The organism is Proteus sp. G3927, assembly GCF_963894685.1.
Classification (GTDB): Bacteria; Pseudomonadota; Gammaproteobacteria; order Enterobacterales; family Enterobacteriaceae; genus Proteus; species Proteus mirabilis.
On record NZ_CAWQGX010000034.1, the window covers coordinates 165,318 to 184,596 of the forward strand.

The 19,279-nt window shown below is 38.2% G+C and carries 19 protein-coding genes; 9 read left to right on the forward strand and 10 right to left on the reverse strand.

The window, feature by feature from the left end; translation table 11 throughout:
• Positions 1–7 precede the first annotated feature (7 nt).
• The 5 genes from AACV00_RS16795 to AACV00_RS16815 all read right to left on the reverse strand — a co-directional run bounded on the left by AACV00_RS16795 (position 8) and on the right by AACV00_RS16815 (position 4,561).
• Positions 8–1,360, reverse strand: a complete 1,353-nt coding sequence (locus tag AACV00_RS16795; protein WP_004246723.1) for a 6-phospho-beta-glucosidase — start codon at positions 1,358–1,360, stop codon at positions 8–10.
• A gap of 160 nt (positions 1,361–1,520) precedes the next feature.
• Positions 1,521–2,369 (reverse strand): transcriptional regulator ChbR, encoded by an 849-nt coding sequence (gene chbR / locus AACV00_RS16800; protein ID WP_004246722.1) that lies wholly within the window; start codon positions 2,367–2,369, stop codon positions 1,521–1,523.
• An 8-nt stretch (positions 2,370–2,377) separates the two neighbouring features.
• Entirely contained in the window at positions 2,378–2,725 is a 348-nt protein-coding gene (chbA, locus tag AACV00_RS16805) for a PTS N,N'-diacetylchitobiose transporter subunit IIA (protein ID WP_012368565.1), read from the reverse strand.
• A gap of 61 nt (positions 2,726–2,786) precedes the next feature.
• A complete protein-coding gene (gene chbC / locus AACV00_RS16810) occupies positions 2,787–4,145 on the reverse strand; it encodes a PTS N,N'-diacetylchitobiose transporter subunit IIC (RefSeq protein WP_004250024.1) in 1,359 nt (452 codons plus the stop codon).
• 89 nt (positions 4,146–4,234) lie between these two features.
• Complete coding sequence (locus tag AACV00_RS16815; RefSeq protein WP_004246718.1) at positions 4,235–4,561, reverse strand: PTS sugar transporter subunit IIB; 327 nt, start codon at positions 4,559–4,561, stop codon at positions 4,235–4,237.
• Between the two features lie 453 nt (positions 4,562–5,014).
• On the opposite strand from AACV00_RS16815, the gene AACV00_RS16820 reads away from it, so the two are divergent.
• From AACV00_RS16820 to AACV00_RS16835, 4 genes are read left to right on the forward strand one after another with little or no spacing between them, the layout of a single operon-like run.
• Positions 5,015–5,986, forward strand: a complete 972-nt coding sequence (locus AACV00_RS16820; RefSeq protein WP_004250023.1) for a siderophore ABC transporter substrate-binding protein — start codon at positions 5,015–5,017, stop codon at positions 5,984–5,986.
• Positions 5,983–6,945, forward strand: a complete 963-nt coding sequence (locus AACV00_RS16825) for an ABC transporter permease (protein ID WP_004246712.1) — start codon at positions 5,983–5,985, stop codon at positions 6,943–6,945. The genes AACV00_RS16820 and AACV00_RS16825 overlap by 4 nt, the downstream gene beginning before the upstream one ends.
• Entirely contained in the window at positions 6,932–7,939 is a 1,008-nt protein-coding gene (locus AACV00_RS16830; protein ID WP_004249038.1) for an iron chelate uptake ABC transporter family permease subunit, read from the forward strand. Before AACV00_RS16825 ends, AACV00_RS16830 begins: the two co-directional genes overlap by 14 nt.
• 1 nt (position 7,940) lies before the next feature.
• Positions 7,941–8,696: an iron ABC transporter ATP-binding protein gene (locus AACV00_RS16835; protein WP_004246710.1), complete on the forward strand. Its 756-nt coding sequence runs from the start codon at positions 7,941–7,943 to the stop codon at positions 8,694–8,696.
• A 71-nt stretch (positions 8,697–8,767) separates the two neighbouring features.
• Here the strand turns inward: AACV00_RS16835 and AACV00_RS16840 are convergent, their stop codons facing one another.
• The 3 genes from AACV00_RS16840 to AACV00_RS16850 all read right to left on the reverse strand — a co-directional run bounded on the left by AACV00_RS16840 (position 8,768) and on the right by AACV00_RS16850 (position 11,764).
• Complete coding sequence (locus tag AACV00_RS16840; RefSeq protein ID WP_004249037.1) at positions 8,768–9,094, reverse strand: cupin domain-containing protein; 327 nt, start codon at positions 9,092–9,094, stop codon at positions 8,768–8,770.
• A 134-nt stretch (positions 9,095–9,228) separates the two neighbouring features.
• Complete coding sequence (locus AACV00_RS16845) at positions 9,229–10,533, reverse strand: MFS transporter (RefSeq protein WP_004249036.1); 1,305 nt, start codon at positions 10,531–10,533, stop codon at positions 9,229–9,231.
• A gap of 70 nt (positions 10,534–10,603) precedes the next feature.
• Entirely contained in the window at positions 10,604–11,764 is a 1,161-nt protein-coding gene (locus tag AACV00_RS16850; protein ID WP_049209945.1) for a mandelate racemase/muconate lactonizing enzyme family protein, read from the reverse strand.
• Between the two features lie 297 nt (positions 11,765–12,061).
• On the opposite strand from AACV00_RS16850, the gene AACV00_RS16855 reads away from it, so the two are divergent.
• The 4 genes from AACV00_RS16855 to eda all read left to right on the forward strand — a co-directional run bounded on the left by AACV00_RS16855 (position 12,062) and on the right by eda (position 15,472).
• A complete protein-coding gene (locus tag AACV00_RS16855; RefSeq protein ID WP_004249034.1) occupies positions 12,062–12,775 on the forward strand; it encodes a GntR family transcriptional regulator in 714 nt (237 codons plus the stop codon).
• A 258-nt stretch (positions 12,776–13,033) separates the two neighbouring features.
• Complete coding sequence (locus AACV00_RS16860; RefSeq protein ID WP_004249033.1) at positions 13,034–13,822, forward strand: SDR family NAD(P)-dependent oxidoreductase; 789 nt, start codon at positions 13,034–13,036, stop codon at positions 13,820–13,822.
• A 55-nt stretch (positions 13,823–13,877) separates the two neighbouring features.
• The gene (locus AACV00_RS16865; RefSeq protein ID WP_064506193.1) at positions 13,878–14,840 is read left to right on the forward strand and encodes a sugar kinase; all 963 of its coding nucleotides are present in this window, start codon (positions 13,878–13,880) and stop codon (positions 14,838–14,840) included.
• Positions 14,840–15,472 (forward strand): bifunctional 4-hydroxy-2-oxoglutarate aldolase/2-dehydro-3-deoxy-phosphogluconate aldolase, encoded by a 633-nt coding sequence (gene eda, locus AACV00_RS16870; protein WP_110706870.1) that lies wholly within the window; start codon positions 14,840–14,842, stop codon positions 15,470–15,472. Before AACV00_RS16865 ends, eda begins: the two co-directional genes overlap by 1 nt.
• 48 nt (positions 15,473–15,520) lie before the next feature.
• On the opposite strand, the gene AACV00_RS16875 is transcribed toward eda, so the two are convergent.
• Positions 15,521–16,072: a TetR/AcrR family transcriptional regulator gene (locus AACV00_RS16875; protein ID WP_004249029.1), complete on the reverse strand. Its 552-nt coding sequence runs from the start codon at positions 16,070–16,072 to the stop codon at positions 15,521–15,523.
• Between the two features lie 91 nt (positions 16,073–16,163).
• Between AACV00_RS16875 and AACV00_RS16880 the strand changes: the two genes are divergently transcribed.
• Positions 16,164–17,663 (forward strand): MFS transporter, encoded by a 1,500-nt coding sequence (locus tag AACV00_RS16880; protein ID WP_004249028.1) that lies wholly within the window; start codon positions 16,164–16,166, stop codon positions 17,661–17,663.
• A 64-nt stretch (positions 17,664–17,727) separates the two neighbouring features.
• Here the strand turns inward: AACV00_RS16880 and AACV00_RS16885 are convergent, their stop codons facing one another.
• On the reverse strand, positions 17,728–19,239 hold the full coding sequence (locus AACV00_RS16885) for a basic amino acid/polyamine antiporter (RefSeq protein ID WP_080973793.1): 1,512 nt from the start codon (positions 19,237–19,239) through the stop codon (positions 17,728–17,730).
• Positions 19,240–19,279: the final 40 nt, after the last annotated feature.

Below are 19,279 nucleotides of genomic sequence, written 5' to 3' on the forward strand. Positions count from 1 at the left end.
AAATCACTTAGTTTGATGCTGCTAATTGTGCAATCGCATGAGCAAAATTAGGTAAGTGCGCTTTGTGTGCTAATAACATCTCACGAGTCAGTACTTCAGCATCTTTATCGGAAAGTACCAGCGGCGTTAAATTCATCGCAAGTAATGCATCATTAAACTCACCACTAATAGCCGCTTGACTGGCTGCGATCTCAAACCCTTTGATAGTATGAATAAGCCCCAGCACTTTTTCATCAAAATGGGTTAAACGTGGATGTGGTTTGGCTCCGTCTTTACCTAAAATAGCCGTCACTTCAATTGCCCAGTCTGCAGGGATATTATCAATATGACCGTGATGAGGAATATTGACGTAATGCTCCGCCTGTTTATCGTTATAAATCGCATTAATCACTTCACAAGCGGCATCAGAATAATAAGCCCCTCCACGTAATTCCAACTCTTTAGGTTTAATATTTAAATGTGGATCTTTATACAATTCAAACAGTTGTTTTTCGACTTGCTGAACAACCTTAGCCCTAGCGCCACCTTTATAGTATTCCCCCATTTCAATGGCTAACATCTCTTTTTGTTTAAAGTAGTAGAGTAAATAAGAGCATGGCAACAGATTAAGAGAACGAATTAGCCCCTCACTAAAAGGTAAATCAAAAATATTTTTCACCGATCCTGCGGTTAACGTCCCCGAAGCGACTCCTTCTAATAATTCAGGGAAACGGGATTGACCGTTAACAATCACATCTTTAATAAACACCATATGATTTAAGCCAAACAGATCAATAGAAAGCGTATCTTGCTCCGTTAGCTTAAGCACATCAGTAATAAACATTTTCATACCGATAGGAATATTACAAACACCAATAAATTTCTTAAAATTGGTATGGCGATAAACCGCTTCCGTCACCATACCTGCAGGGTTAGTAAAGTTTATGATCCACGCATTAGGGCAAATTTCTTCAACATCTTTAATAATGTCAAAAATAACCGGAATAGTACGTAATCCTTTAAATAGCCCACCGGCACCATTGGTCTCTTGGCCTAAATAACCATGGCTTAACGGAATGGCTTCATCCAATTCTCTTGCTTTTAATTGACCAACTCGCAACTGTGTAGTGACGAAATCAGCCTCTTTTAATGCCTCACGACGATCAAGTGTTTTATAAATGGTTAAAGGGATACCCGCTTTTTTTATCATACGCTGGCAAAGCGCAAAAATAATATCCAGTTTTTCTTTGCCTTCTTCAACATCAACCAACCATAATTCCGTGATCGGCAATTCATGATAACGTTTAATAAATCCTTCTAATAATTCAGGTGTATAACTACTTCCTCCACCAATGGTGACCACTTTTAACTTATGACTCATAAAATACTCCCATACAGCACAATCATGCTGTTATTTGTCTATTAATGGCAAAATTAAGGCGTAAAGATCCCTGAAGGAAATAACGTTATTTTCTTCTTTCTCTCTCTATTTAATAAAAATCAATTGATATTATTGATTACTTTTTACGCTTAATTATAAATTAGTTAGTCTCTTTAATACTGTATAAATTCTTTCTATAACTATTTGGTGTCAGCGATGTTATCTTCTTAAAAGTCTTAATAAATAAGCTCGGGCTACTATAACCTGCATCAAAAGCAATATCGGTAACGGAGTAATTCGTGATTTCTAATTGTTTTTTAGCAAAATTAATTCGAATATCATGAATAATTTGCATCGGCGTTTTATCATAATAACGGCGAGTTGCTCGAGTTAAATACTCTTGCGATTTTCCTGATAATTGCACCATATTTGCCAATGCATTCTCCCCAAATCGGCTTTTATCATGCATTCCATCAATGGCGTCTTTTAGCCATAAGGGAATATCATCTTCAATACCATCATCTCTATAATGTCGTAATCTATTCACCACATTAAAGGTGACAATTTCAATAAATTCATTAAATTCTGTATGTCTGAAATTTAATGAGCTAATCACGGATTCAATATAAGAAAGAAACTCATTTTTTAATGCATAAACTTGAGAAGCAACAAAATAAGCGGGCAATAAAGGAAGATAATGTTTATCAAAAAAAGCTTTGCTTATTCCCACATTTAAAATACGAGTTACACCAAAGTCATAAAAACTTTGATGATGCGAGCCAATAGGAATAAAGACAAAATCACCACGCTCTAATAACACCTTTTTACCGTTAATTTCTTGATAATAGCGCCCTGTTAAAACAATAGTAAATTCATAATAATCATGCTGATGCAACCCACTGACGCTTTCTGTTTTGTTATAAATAAACACATGAAAATTCTTACCATTAAATAATTGGTTTTCATATACCATGCGTATTTCAGCTTGCGCTTTTAATGAGTGCATCATCATTCGCCTTACTTTATTTTTTCATGTAACTCGATAAGCTCTGTGACAAGCTCTCTGGCTAACATAGATGTCATTAAATGATCTTGAGCATGCACCAGTACCAAGCTCACTTTCGTTTTACCCAATCCTTGATCATCACCAATTAAGCGGGTCTGTATTTTATGAGCTTCATTTAATGCTGCTCGAGATTGTTCCATCATTTTCTTGGCTTGTGCAAAATCACCTTGCTTCGCTTTTTTTAACGCTGCATAAGCGATACTCCGTGCTTGCCCTGAATTAATAATTAACCCCATGATAATTTCTTCAAATTCATCATCTGTCGCTGAGCTATCAACGCAATTCTCAATATCTAACATCATTCCCCCTCTTTGGTGCTTAGCTGTGCAAAATAAGCGCTGCACAGCCATTGTCTATTCGTTAAAATTTCAATGCATTAGCAATATCTTCTTCACTTTCTTCTTTATCAATTTCGGTTTGTGCTTTATTCGAAATAATCACAAAAGGCAGATAAATCAGTGTTGCAACAGCTAAGTTAAAGAGTGCTAATAACAGTGCGGCAATACTGCCATTGGTATTAAAAAATGCCCCTAACCCTGTTGGCATCGTCCAAGGTGCAATATTTGTGACCGGCGGAATAATCCCAAGGTAATAAGCGGTTACGGTAATAGCAGCAAGGATTGGCTGAATAAGAATAAAAGGAATAAACATCACTGGATTCATAATCACAGGTAAACCAAAAATAATAGGTTCATTAATTTGGAATAGACCCGCAGGTAATGCTAACTTCGCCACTTGACGGTGATCTGCTCGACGCGATGCAATAAAGATAGCTAATATCAGACCTAACGTCGCCCCTGTTCCTCCTAAGAAGATAAACGAATCTAGCATCGGTTTTGCCCAAAGATGGAACGTTTTGCCTGCTGCAAGTGCCGCTTCAACTGAACCATACTCGGTATAAATAGAGACGTTTTCTAATGCCCAAGGTGTCATAATACCGCTATCAAGTGCCGCCAGCGCCAATGAACCATGAATACCAAAGAACCACAGCAAAGAGGTAAAAATAACGTAAGCCCACCCGACAACCGATCCTAACGAAGCCAATGGCGTTGAAATAGAATCTAAAATGATTTGATGGAAATGTGTACCGTAATGCGCTAATCCCCAAGAGATAATTCCCATAATTGATAAAATAATAAAACCAGGAATTAAGGCAGAAAAAGAGCGCGAAACGGAGGCAGGTACACTATCGGGCAAACGGATAACCCAATTACGACGCACTATAAAGGTAAACATTTCGGCAACCACAAGGCCAATAATAATCCCTGAGATAATATTGGCACCTCCTAACCAGTTCGCCCCCACAGCATAAGCGCCACCAGCGTCATAAGGTGTTACCGTCATAAAGGCGGCGATAGAAAGTAATCCCGCCGCAATAGGGTCGACTTTTCTCTCTTCCGCCAGCGCCATACCAATAAAGAACGGCGCCATCAATGACATTATTCCCAACGTACCGTTATAGACATTACCACCTATGGCTTTTAAACCATTAAGTGTTTCAATTGTTGAGGCATCTAAACGAATACCAAGGGAGTAAAAAAAGGAGCCCTCACCAAAACTGAGAAAAACATTATTGATAAGTACAAACATTGCCCCGGCAAGTGTTAATGGCATTAAACGGATAAAACCATTTTTTATCGCATTAACATGAGGTTGCTTTCCAATTTTAACCGCAAAAGGAAGGAGTACCTTTTCAAGTGAACCAATGACCTTACTCATAGAAAAATACCCTTAAAATGCCGCTAATTGCTCGGCTAGCTGAAAAATTCACTCTTTGACTGGAATAAATAAAAATAACAATAAAAAAATTAATTAGTTGTTGCTGATGCTTTCTTAATGGCAGCTACTGCTGCTTTTAATACACCTAATCCATCCACTTTCCCATATAACAATGAATCAATGACTTCGACAGGTTTATTGGGTAATAATTTTTGAATATCAGCGAGCATCCAACCAATTTGTGGCCCCAATAAAACGACATCCGCTTCTTGGCCTTTTTGCTCTGCTAATGTTTCTGGAAAAGCTTCAATAATAACGGGTACATCATATTTTTCTGCTTGTGCACGCATTTTTGTCACTAACAGAGATGTTGACATGCCAGCAGAACAAAATAGATAAATATATTTCTTTTGCATAAAACCCTCTCAAATTGGCCACACTCTGCCCTAGAGATAATGCTACTTTCTCATGTGCATTGATTAAGATGTCAGTACAGAATTAAAGTAAAATTTAGCAATTAAGATTGTTTCTGATTGAATAAAGTATACGCAATGATACTCACTAACGATATTTTTTACTGACATATAATTGTCTCTGATTGACCTAGTGTATTGACCCTCTTCACAAATTAAGCAAAAAATCTTTAGCATTGTTTCGCGTTACAAAATTTGTCCATTCTTCTCTTCACATGATCTGATGCAAAGATTCAGCACAATAATATAAGTTAATCCTTTATTATTGTGAGAATGTGAATTAGTATCATTACTCTTTAGTTTTTTGGTATAATCATTGTTTCCTTTGTGAAGCTCATTATTAGGTCACAGCTAGTAAACTGTGCTATTTCATATCGCAACAATATGGGAAAGAGAATGTTTAAAAAATCATTAAGCCCACTGTTCTTATTGCTGTCTTCTCTGGTTATCGCAGGTTGTGATAACGCACAAGATACCTCAACAACGCAATCCACAGAGAAACAAACTCTCACTATCGAACATGCTCAAGGCACCACTGAGATCCCTGCTCACCCACAAAAAGTGGTTGTGATGAACATGGAAACACTTGATATTGTTGATGCTCTTGGCGTACCTGTTGTTGGCCTACCACAAACAAACGTCCACTTACCTAAATTTCTAGAGAAATACACCAACGAAAATGAGTACATCAACGAAGGTGGCCTGTTTGAACCAAACTACGAAAAACTCAGTACTACTGCCCCTGATCTGATTTTAACGGGTAGTCGTGCTCGCGATGCATATGCCAAATTAAGTGAAATCGCACCATCCATTTCTATGGATATCGACAGCACACGCTTTATTGACAGCCTCACTGAGCGTACAACGACTTTAGGTCAAATTTTTGGTAAAGAAGAACAAGCTAAAAAATTATTAGCTGACTTCAATAGCAAAATTGATACGGTAAAAGCAAAAACCCCAGATGCGGGTAAAGCAATGGTCGTATTAGTCAGTGGCGGTAAAATTTCCGCTTATGGCCCAGGCTCTCGCTTTGGTTTTATCTACGATGTATTGGGCTTTGAACCTGCATATACTTTCGATAGCCCAGGCTCTCACGGTAATATTGTTAACTCAGAACTACTGCTAAAACTTAATCCAGATTGGATGTTTGTCATTGACCGTGATGCAGCAATTGGTCGTGAAGATTCACAACCTGCAAAACAAGTGCTTGATAATGCCCTAGTTAGAAAGGTTAATGCATGGAATAAAGACCAAATTATCTATCTTGATGCCAGCTCGATTTATATCTCCGGTGGGATACAAACTTACTCTCGCTTAATGGATACAATTAATCAGGCGTTGGATCAAAAAAATAAAGTAACTGAATGAAAACGTTCCATTTATCATTGGGGATAGGACTTATCGCTATCCTCTCAATGATCAGTCTATTTATCGGCGCAGGAGATATCACTCCTGCTTCGCTTTTTACTGATCCCGATATGCGCGATATCTTCTTTATTAGTCGCGTACCAAGAACCCTGTCATTATTACTTGCTGGGGGCGCAATTAGTGTTGCTGGTTTAATCATGCAACTGCTCACGCAAAACCGCTTTGTTGAGCCTTCTCTTGCAGGTACAACACAATCAGCCAGTCTCGGTTTACTAGTCGTGATGTTGCTTTTCCCCGCGGCAGGCATTTTCACCAAAATGATGGTAGCCACTGTTTTTGCACTTTTAGGCACTGTGTTATTTATGTTGTTGCTACAGAGAATTGCCTTAAAGACCGCATTAATCGTGCCACTTGTCGGTATTATGCTAAGTGCAGTGATAGGTGCTCTAACCATCTTTCTTGCCGTCTATTTTGATTTACTACAATCACTAGATGCGTGGACTAGCGGAGACTTCTCCAGTGTCTTACAAGGTCGTTATGAGCTGCTATGGCTTGTCGGTGCCCTTGCATTAATGGCGTGTTGGGTCGCGGATAGCTTTACCGTGGCAGGTATGGGACGTGAATTTTCCATCAACGTTGGACTTAACTATCGTAAAGTGATGATTATCGGTTTATCTATTATCGCTTTAATTAGTGGTGTGGTGGTGTCTGTTGTTGGTGCTTTACCTTTCCTTGGTTTGATCGTGCCAAATTTAGTTAGCCTAGTGATGGGAGATAATATTCGCAAAACCATCCCGTGGGTATGCTTAAGCGGTGGAGCCATTGTTTTACTCTGTGATGTGATTGGTCGCCTGATCCGTTATCCATTTGAGATCCCCGCAAGTGTCATTTTAGGGGCGGTAGGTGCTGTGATCTTCCTTTTCTTACTACTGAAGCAGCAACGTTATGCAAAAAGTTAATTCATCCATGATTAGCAAATATACTGGCGCTGTTCAACCTAAGAAAGTGCGCCTCTCACCTATGGCGCGTATTTGGCTCTTACTTGGCGTCTCATTATTAGCCATTGTGCTGTTTATGACGATCAACCTAAACGGTAATATCTCTTATATTCTGACACACCGCGCTTATATTATTCTGACGATGATCATCGTCGCCTTTGCGGCAGGCGTTTCTACTATACTGTTTCAGACTATCGCCAATAACCGCATTCTTACTCCTTCATTAATGGGCTTAGAAGCTCTGTTTGTATTGCTACAAACGCTCTTTATCTTTTTTGAAGGGGATATGCCCGCCTCTTGGATGGCCAATCTGACGAAGTTCTTTTTAGAGTCGGCCTTATTAGTGTTATTTTCGGTGGTTCTATATCGTTGGCTATTTAGTTCAGTGCGCTTTAATATCAATTTAGTCCTTATGATTGGTATTATTTTAGGCACCCTATTTCGTAGCAGTGCAACGCTATTACAACGCCTCATGGACCCAAATGAGTTTTCTGTCTTACAAAGCCGTATGTTTGCGACATTTACTCGAGCCACTCCTGATCTTATCTTATGTGCATTAGCCATTATTGTCGTCGTCGGCGTATTACTTTGGCGTATGCGTTATAGTTTTGATGTGATGGCCTTAGGCCAGGCGAATGCGATTAATCTTGGTATTAATTATCGTAAGCAAACGACTTATATTCTATTACTTATTTCTGTTCTGGTTGCGGTATCAACAGCATTAGTAGGGCCGTTGACATTTTTAGGCTTAATTGTTGCTAATCTGGCTTATCATATTAGTGGTAGCAGTCAGCACCGCTTTTTAATGCCTGTGGCATTCTTATTAGGCACTATCGCACTGATTGGCGGACAATTGATTTTAGAGTATGGCTTAAAAATGACAGGTACTCTCTCTGTTGTGATTGAGTTTATTGGTGGTATGTTCTTTATTTATTTGGTATTAAGAAGACTTTAATATGATTGAAATCAGTAAGATATCAAAACGTTATCAAGACACAACGGTGCTCGATAATATTACAACAACCATTCAACGTGGCGGTATTACTTCAATCATCGGACCTAATGGTGCGGGTAAATCCACCTTACTTTCTGTAATAGGCCGTCTACTGATGCCAGAAAGCGGTATGGTCAGTGTAAATGGCATGGATGTTGCGGCCACAGAGAGTGATGTATTAGCCAAAAACCTTTCCATACTACGCCAAGAAAATCAGTTTGTGAGTCGCTTAACTGTTGAAGAGTTAGTCGGTTTTGGTCGCTACCCTTATAGTAAAGGACGCTTAACGCTAGAAGATAAGAAAGTGATTGATGAATCACTCGATTTTCTTAATTTGACTGAATTTCGTCACCGTTATCTTGATGAATTATCTGGTGGGCAACGCCAGCGTACTTATGTTGCAATGGTATTATGTCAAGATACTGAATACGTGATGCTTGATGAACCGCTTAACAATCTTGATATGAAACACGCGGTCATTATGATGAAATTACTGCGTAAAGCCGCCGATGAGCTAGGAAAAACCATTATCATCGTCATTCATGATATCAATTTCGCCTCTGTGTATTCCGACTACATTTTAGCTATGCGCAACGGGCAACTTTACTATCATGGCTCACCTAAAGAGATCATGAAATCCGATATTATCGAAGATATTTTCGATACTCCCGTCGACGTTAAAGAGTTGGATGATAAGCTTATCGCGATGTATTACTAGTTTTTGCTAATTGAAAACAAGCCTACTATTTATTAACTTTAGTAGGCTTTAAACAGTAAAAATTCAATAGATCAATAAATAAAATCTTCTCGACTCGGTGTAAAAATATCTAGTAATACACCTTCTGATAAACTCTTACAATAATGATATTTTCCCGAAGCAATATACACAGAGTCTCCTTTATTTAATATCCTACTTTCATTTTCGATATAATATTCAAAACGACCTGATAAAATATAAACCATTTGTTCATGAGGATGAGTATGTTTTTTACCTTCAATATCCTTATCAAAAAAAACTTTAACAACCATCATATTTTTACTTCTTGATAATATTTTTCTTGTTATGCCTAATTCAACTTTTTCTATTTCAATTTCTTTATCTAAAAAAAATGACATATTAATTTCTTTTTTATTTTATTATTCATAAGAGGTCTCTTAATTTAAAACCAAGAGAACCTCTCCTAAATAATCAATGGATAATATATAAATAATGGATATAACTTTGATGTATATAAAAGTATATGATGAAATTAATTTATCTGATTATTTTGTACCTCTATTTCATTTGCTGTAATAGGCTTAATATCACGCAACATCACTAAATAAATAAGTGCCCCTACCGCACATGCAATACCCGATACTATTAATGCCCACATAAAAGAGCCTGTTGCACCAATAATATAACCTGTCACTATTGGCCCCAATATACCACCGCAGTTTGAAACTGCACTTTGCATTCCACCTAATACAGACGTCATATTTCTAGGTGCAACATCACCAGGTAAAGACCATATTGCTGAAGCAGCAAAAGCTAATGCAGCATAGGATAAGCAAAGTAAGAACATCATTACTGACGTTGACTCCACCAGTCCTGAGAATGCAATACTGGTTGCCACCAACATCCCCCCAACAATCGGAACTTTTCGAGCTATATTGATATTATTGTATTTAATAAAAAGATAATCTGTTGTAAATCCACCTAGCCATTGACCCGCAATACCACATAAAGGTGGTAACATAGCAGCAAACCCCATTTCTTCTAAACTCATCCCTCTTTCCATCATTAAATAAGCAGGGAACCATGTAATAAAGAAATAGATAGCGTAATCGAGCAAGAAAAAACCCATACACATTGCTTGAACATTACGATAACGAAATAGTTCATACCATTTCATTGGTTGAATATTATCGATACCTTCTTTTTTAATTTGCCCATCACGAATATATTTTAATTCGGCTTCACTGACTTTTGGATGTTGTTCCGGATCATGATAAATTTTTAACCATGCAATGACCCATAAAAATCCTAATGCGCCACAAAAAATAAATGCAGATTCCCATCCCCATTTAGCGATGATCCAGACAACTAAAGGCATCGCAAAAGCAGTACCAAATTTCGATCCACTGTCAAATAGTGCTGTGATCCTTCCTCTTTCTCTATCAGGAAACCATTTAGCGGTTATACCACTGTTACAAGGATAAGCACCTGCTTCCCCCATTCCCATCAAAATACGAGTAGATATAAAACTGAATGGTGTTTTAGCTAACGCTGTAGCCGCCGTAGCCATAGACCACCATAGTACAGCACCTGCAAGGGTTTTTCTTTGCCCAAATCGGTCAGCGATAAAACCTGCTGGTATTTGACATAATGCATAACTAAGAAAGAATGCAGACATTATCCAGCCCATTGCTTCAGGAGAAATTTGTAGCTCTTCTGATAGCGTAGGTGCAGCTGCTGACATAACCGTTCTATCAAGATAATTAATTGCAATAGCAAGCGTCATTAATATTGCAATAGAAAACCTGACTTTTGTTCTTTTTTGATTATTTATCATGGTATTCCCTTTTTAAAAAAGGTGTAGGGCTGTTAGTAAAAAATAAAACTAACAAGAGGTTTTTAATTAATTATTTAAATAACCTTTCTGGATTGATGGTATATTTTTTTAGTTTCTCAATATCTAGTTCGATCCCTAGTCCTGGTTTTTGTGGAATATCCAAATAACCTTCAGCATCAACACTAAATGGCGTAGTCGTAATACCATCGATATATTGGCTCCCGCCAATAAACTCGACAAAATCAACATTAGGTAGTGCTGCTGCCATTTGTAGATCAGCGGCTAACCCCATGGCGGTATTCCAACCATGACCTACATATTTAACGCCAAAATCATCAGCCATCCATGCGATACGGCGTTGCTCTGAAATCCCGCCCACTTTAGTCACATCGGGTTGGACAACATCGAATGCACCTTGAGAAAGCCACGGTAAAAAAGACTGACGACGAGTGAGGACTTCACCACCCGCGATAGGAACAGGACTTTCTTTGCGTAGCACTTTAAAATCTTCAATGTCATCAGGTCGTAGTGCTTCCTCAAACCAGCCAACATCATATTCACTTAACATGTTTGCGGTATTAATTGCCCATTTAAGTCCATTCTTCCAATATGCATCGCTCGCACCAGCATCAACCAATAAATGTGCCTCTTTCCCTGCGGCATCTCGTGCTGCGGCAATAATATTTCTGTCTAGTGATTTATCATTGGTTCGTCCAAAAGGCCCCCAACCTATTTTGAAAGCTTTAAATCCTATTTTTTTATAATGGCTGATCACATCAAACATGGTATCGGGCTCTTCCATTAAAAGAGAACAATAAGGTTGGATCTTCGCGCGGTAATTACCGCCAAGCAGTGTACTTACCGGTAATCCACTGGCCTTACCTAAAATATCCCAAAGTGCAATATCAATGCCGCTAATGGTATGTGTTAACGTTCCCCCTCGTCCCATCCAGAAAGTATGTTGGCGAAGTTTTTCAGAAACACGTTCAGGCTCTAATGCGTTCTCACCAATACAAAGAGGAAGTAATACCGATAATCCCGCTTCAGCGAGGCGTCCATCAGTAAAAACACTACCATAGCCGGTTATTCCCGCATCCGTATGGACAGCAATAATGGCGTGAATAGAGTCTTCCGGCTTAATTTCATTGGACCATCCGCCTTTTGGGCTTTCACCAAATAATGGCACAGCCACAATTTCAGTAATTTTGATTGTACTCAGAGGTAAGTTCATTTCTTTTTCCCTATATTGCCTACAATTTACCCACCGAATTAAAGCACATAGTATGATTGTATACAATATTACAATATTGAGTTCTGGCAAATAAGGCCCATTTACACGCACTAAAAATAGGAGGTAGTTCACAAAATACGAAATAGATTATGAATAAAAGAACAGAAAAAATATTTTTATAACAAAGAGTTAAATCATGTTTAGAAAGATAAATAAATTCATTAAACTCTTTTTTTATTTATGTATAATGATTTTGACAACGGTATCTTCATTTCACTACAGAGCAAATAACCACAGATGAGTCATTCAACAAAAGAAAATTACTGGCAACCCGTCAAAGTAAAAACAATCGCTGACGATGTAGTGGACTCCATCGTAGAGGCAGCTACACGGGGCTTTATTCTTCCTGGTGATAGAATTGTTGAAAAAGAAATTGCTGAAAAAATGCAAGTAAGCCGTATGCCTGTCCGTGAAGCATTACGTGTTTTAGAAAGTCAGGGCATAGTCGTTAGTGAGCCTTTTAAAGGTATACGTTTAGCACCCGTTTCAGAGCAACGCCTTAATGAATTGATTGATGTCAGAGTTGTACTTGAGTTATATGCGATTAGAACTTTAATTAACCAAAAAGGACACTTAGTCGCAGAGAATATTGATTTATTTAAGCAAAAAATTGAGCAAATGAAAAAAGCGGCACTACTAAAAGACAATTACCTTTTTTCGCTTAGTGATGTCGATTTTCACCGTACTATCTGTATTCTTAGTGGTAACATTACCTTAACGTCACTTTGGGAAAATGTCGCGAAGCAGCTCACCATTGTCATTGGTATCTCAACCTTGGGCAAACCAATGGAAGAAATTATTCATGAACATGAAATATTGCTCGATAAAATTATCATCGGTGATTTACCCCAATTAGAAAAAGAATTTGAAGAACATATTTGCGCACAAACCAAACGTGTCGATTTTTCAACGATCATTGATAATAAAAGAAAAAACGATAAAACACGCTAATCTATAATCAACAAAAACACCGTCACATCATACTGATGTGATGGTGTTTTTCTATTACATTTCCTATTTTATTCGCCCTTATTCTCAACACTCTTCTGTCATTTCTATTTTAGGTATTAATAAAAATTCTATTTACAGAGTGTATTATTTGACTTCATAATATATTGTATTATTGTATACAATATGCAATCAGCTTATTTTTAATACAAAGAAATTAATCACCATGGGTTTGATATATCGTTATAGATAGGTAACCATATGATCAACAAAAAGAAAGTTATTTTTATTACTGGTGCAGGAGCAGGTATCGGAGAAGCTATTGCTTTACATCAGGCAAAACTGGGCCATGCCGTTGTTATTTCTGATGTTCATTTTGAAGCCGCTGAAAAAGTCAAACATAAAGCCATTGCACAAGGTGCCGAAGATATTATTGCACTCCATTGTGATATCTCTCAAGAGCACAGTGTTATTGATGCGTTTAATCAATGCATTAGCCATTTTAATAGCATTCCTACTGGTATCGTTGCAAACGCAGGCATTGAAATTACCAAAATGGCGCATGAAACATCGTTAGCTGAATGGGAAAAGGTAATTAAAACCAATCTAACAGGGACATTCTTAACCTGCCGAGAAGCAATAAAGCATCTAATACATAACAATACCGCGGGTTCATTAGTTTGTATTGGATCACCAAGTGCAGCTGTCGGATTTGCAGGTGGTTCTAACAGTGCCTACGGCGCAAGTAAAGGTGGTATTAATGCGCTCGTTAAAGCTTTAGCAATTGATTACGCCTCCCACCATATTCGTGTTAATGCCGTTATTCCCGGTGCGACAAATACTGAACTATTAAAAGTCACCACCAATAACACGACTCATTGCGACCTTGAACAACGTATTAAAACACAGATCCCAGTTCAGCGTTTAGCCGAGCCAGAAGAAATTGCCCAGGCGACAAGTTGGTTATTAAGTGAACATGCCAGTTATATTACAGGTTCAAATTTGTATGTGGATGGAGGACTAACGGCGAGGGGTGCGAATGATTTTTAACACAGAGAATAAATAAATTAAACTCACTTTAGCTAGTGTCCAAAAAGGAAAAAACATGAAGCGCATTGCGTTTATTGGTGAATGTATGATTGAGCTTAACGGTTCACCCTTTGGCGAAATGATACAAACATTTGGTGGAGACGTACTCAACAGCGCACTTTATTTAAGTCGCGCTCTTTCTTGTCAACAAAGCAATCAGCTAGAAGTATTCTTTATTTCTGCCATCGGACATGATCCTATTAGTAAAGGAATGCGTGAACGCTGGCAACAAGAGCAAATAAACTGCCAATGGGTATTAGAAGATAAAAAATATCATTCAGGCATTTATCTTATACAAACTGACAGCAATGGTGAGCGTACTTTCCTTTATTGGCGCAATAATTCTGCAGCTAGCCATTTATTTCAACACCCTAATTTCCCTTTACTGGCAAATGCATTAGATGAATTCGATGCTATTTATCTTAGTGGTATCACCTTAGCCATTTATAGTGATAATGATAAAACACAACTTATTAACTTAATTACTCACTTAGCCAAGCTAGGCAAAGAAATTATTTTTGATAGTAATTACCGTCCCCATCTTTGGGAGGATCATCAGACAGCAAAATATTGGTATCAACAATTACTACCTTTTATTAGCTTAGCGCTAGTTACTGATGACGATGAACAAAAGCTATGGAATGACACATCCATTAATATGACTATACAACGGCTTCACCATACAGGAATAAAACATATCGTTGTTAAATCTGGTAAAGATGGTTGTTATTGTTCAGGTTTCCAACCTGACATATTAAAAGTCGCTGCCACAAAAGTGGAGCATGTTATTGATACAACTTCTGCTGGCGACGCCTTTAACGCAGGATTTTTAGCAGGTTATTTAAATCACCTTCCCATTCAGCAAGCCGCTGAAATGGGTCATTTATTAGCAGGCAGAGTGATCCAACATAAAGGGGCAATTATTCCCAAAGAATATACTCAGCCTATTACCATGACATTTTTTAATAATGAGAAATAATGATGAAAAAAATAATTGATAGGCTACGCCAATTAAAAATTGTCCCCGTTATTTCAGTCTCCCAAGCTGAAGATATTATTCCGCTGGGTGAAGCTCTATATCAAAATGGATTATCTGTTGCTGAAATTACTTTTCGTTCTCCGGCTGCAACAGAAGCAATTTCTTTATTAAAAAAACATATTCCATCAATGTTAGTTGGTGCTGGTACAGTATTAACTAAAGATCAAGCTTACGTGGCAAAACAAGCTGGCGCTGAGTTTATTGTTGCTCCGGGACTCAACCCTACAACAGTAAACTATTGCAATGAAATTAATATTCCTATCATTCCTGGAATTAATAATCCATCTTCAATTGAGTTAGCCTTAGCGCTTGGCATCGATTTTGTTAAGTTCTTTCCCGCCGAAGCCTCTGGTAGTATTGCAATGCTAAAAGCATTGTTAGCACCTTATCATCATCTTCATATTATGCCGACAGGAGGTATTGGATTAGATAATATTCGCGATTACCTCAACATTCAACAAGTCGTCGCATGTGGTGGATCATGGATGGTAAAAGAAGAATTTATACAACAAAAAGCGTGGCATAAAATAGGCCAATTAACAGCAGAAGCCGTTAATTTTGTTAATACCTAAACAGCATTAAAAAAGCATATTGCTTACAAGAAACAATATGCTTTTTATTCATTTAGTTTCGGCATTAATGAGTTCAGAATCGATATCGCTAAAAATCTCTTCCCACTCATTATCATCAATATCCATTAAACCAAAATAACGTAGCAAGAAAGCCCCCTCGGTGGCTAAAAAAGCCAGTCTCGCCCGTTTTCCCTCTACTGTTGTGGTATCGACACCCGCTAATCTTTGCTGATACCACGCTTTAGTACTTTGCAAATATTCTGGCGTTTGCAGTAACGCAGCCATTAAGCTGGCTCCTTTGGCAAAAGAGAGCTTATCGTGATCATGAGTTGCATGAATATGTGCTCTAACGCGATTATTGGCTGAGTTATCATTGGCAACCACCTGATTAAATCGCGCTTCATATCCTCCTTCCCAATGTTCAAACATGGCATCAATCATCGCTTCTTTACTATTAAAACAATATTGGACACCACCTTTGGAAATCCCCATTTTTTTGGCCACCGTATCGATAGTCAGAGCGGCAGCCCCTTGCTCCATCACGATGTCAAAAATAGCCTCAAGTAACTTTTCTCTATCAATCGTTCTTTGGCGTCCCATTTAAAAAAACCTCTTTTCAATACGACTGTATGGATTTAAAATTATTATTCCTAGCTAAATATAACACCTAAGATAACCACTGAGATTTTATATGATAAAAGATTATAAACGTTGGATAGTCTTACTTTTAGTATCAAGTATGCTGTTTCTAATTGTTGTTGATGTTACCGTACTTTATACCGCACTACCGCGTTTAACTCATGATCTCAATGCGAGCGCCTCAGAAAAACTATGGATCATGAATGCCTATCCGCTGATTGTCGCAGGGCTGTTGCCAGCAGCAGGTATGCTTACCGATAGAATAGGCCATAAGACGTTATTTATTAGCGGATTACCCCTTTTTGCCATCGCCTCATTATGTGCAGCTTATTCCCCTAGCGCCACCAGCTTAATTATTTCTCGTGGTTTCTTGGCCGTCGGTGCTGCTATGAGCATGCCTGCAACGTTGTCTATTGTGAGACAAGTATTTACTCATCCACAAGAGCGTGCCGTCGCTATTGGTATTTGGTCTGCTGTTGCTTCTGGTGGCGCGGCATTAGGGCCTTTAATTGGTGGATTGCTATTAAACCATTTCTGGTGGGGCTCAGTCTTTTTGATCAATGTCCCTATTGTACTACTTGTGCTTCCTTTCTCGATTTGGCTAATTCCTCACTTTTCGGGACAACGGCAGCATAAAATTGATTATTTAAGCTCAATACTTATTTTGATTGGCTTAGTCAGCGCTATTTATACCTTAAAAGAGATAGGTAAGGCTTATACACAATGGAATGAAGTGATCATCGCCACCCTTATTGCCATTATTTTTCTCACACTATTTGCGCGGCGCCAACGTCGTCAAACGCATCCAATGATTGATTTTAGCCTATTTAAAAAGCGCTATTTCAGTGTCGGTGTGGCAATGTCGACTCTTTCTATGGTGATCATCGTGGGTATTGAATTTCTGCTAAGCCAACGCTTACAGTTAGTCGCCGGCTTTACACCACTGAATGCAGCTTTAGTGATTTTACCTATCCCTATCGGCTCAGTATTAGCCTCTCCTTTGGCCGGGTTTTGGCTAGCGCGTTTAGGTGCAGTGCGCTTAATTATTATCGGATTCGCCCTAACATTAATGGGTAACTTATGGTTAATTGCCATTTCAAACTCACCGATAATGCTAATGGGTAGCCTCTTTTTGATTGGCTTTGGTTTAGGCATTATTTTTACCACCGCATCGACTTCTATTATGCTAAGTGTCGACGATAAACAAGCAGGTATGGCCGCTTCTATTGAAGATATCGCCTATGAGTTGGGTAGCGTGATTGGCGTGACCTTTATGGGGAGTTTAATGAGCACCCTCTATACCTTAAAACTAACTTTACCGGATACGCTTAACGTCAATAGTGTCGTTTATGATAGTTTAGATGAAGCACTTATTGTCGCTGAAAAGCTTCCCGAAGCAGCGGCGACCCTCTTAATCGCACAGGCTAATAGTGCGTTTGAATATGCTTTTTCTATCGTTCTGATCGCCACAGCCATTGTGACTACAATAAGCTTAATTGCACTCCCTTATTGCTTGCGTAATGCGGTAAGAGAAAACAAGCCCAGCCACTAATTCAAGCTCATAGAAAACGCGCCGTTATGGCGCGTTTAGTTTAAATCATCAATAGCAAAAAAGATCAAAGCGTAATAATACCTTTCATCAATAAAGCTAATACCAACACATCAAGTAATAATAAAATCACTAAATAGAGTGTCTCTTTTTTCTGAAAGATAGGTTTATTATCGTGTTTCTCTTTACGTGACCAAATAAAAACGGGTAATCCGCATGTTAATAAAATAGGAATTAATGCAACATACTGAATTTGGCTCGCATATAAAATAAATAAGCAAAAAATAACGCCAAGTACACCACTGAACAATGCTAAACCACGACCTGTTTTGGCATATTGGTAATATTGACGATTAAGACAAATTTTTGTGATATATAAGGTTGTCGTGACGTAAGCTGGAACAACCATTAATGCACTGATGTTATACATGGTATTCCATGCATTATTAGAAAAATAGACTAATAGCATCGCGGCTTGCATGACAATACTACTGACCCAGAGTGAGGTATTGGCGGCTTGATTTTTATTAGTACGAGCAAAAGCTTTAGGAAACGCGCCTTTTTGCCCGGCAACCATCGGAATTTCTGCGCATAGCATTGTCCAAGCAAGCCATCCCGCTAATACAGAAATAATCAACCCTACATTCATTAACCAATCACCCCAATTTCCAACAACTTTAGCCAATACACCTGCCGTCGAGGGGTTACTTAATTGCGCTAATTGACTTTGTGGCATAACACCAAATGGTAGGACGGATAATAAAATATAAATAATTAATGCCAATAGAAATCCTAATAAGGTTGCCTTACCAACATCTTTTTTATTTTTTGCCCGTCCAGATAAAACAACGGCTCCTTCAACACCAATAAATGACCATAATGTTACTGTCATCGGAGCTAATATTTGTGACATTAATGATACAGGTTCCGCCTTATTATCCACCGTATTCATAATTTGAGGAGATGTCCCCCAAAAATTACTAAATAACTGATAATAATCAATAAGTACACCAAGGATAATCACAAATAAAATCAATGGTACTAATTTAGCAATAGTACCAAGTGTATTAACAAAACCTGCAACTTTCGTTCCTGACAAGACTAAAAAGTTATAACCCCAAATTAAAATAGAGCCACAGATAATTGAATTTAAATTATTGCCATCTGTAAAGACACCGGGGAAAAACTGATCAAAAGCATCCATTAGAATAACGGCAAATGCCACATTACCAAATGCAGTCATTAACCAATATCCCCAGGCCACATTAAATCCAATAAAAGATCCAAAACCTTCTTGTGCGTACATATACACACCAGCTTGAAGATCAGGTCGTAAATCAGATAATAAGCGAAACGCATTAGCAATAAAGTAAATGCCGATACCTGCAATCACCCACGCAATTAAAACCGGCCCGATGGCTGAACTTGCCGCTGTATTTTGTGGCAAGCTAAACACGCCACCACCTAACATAGAGCCAACTACAATTGCGATCAGAGCAAATAAACCCAATTTTGCACCACTATCACCGGTCGCTGATGTGGGGCTCTTTGACGATGCAGTTTCTGATTTGTTTGCCATAAAAACCTCTTACCTTAAGATAATAATATCTGGCGTCTCA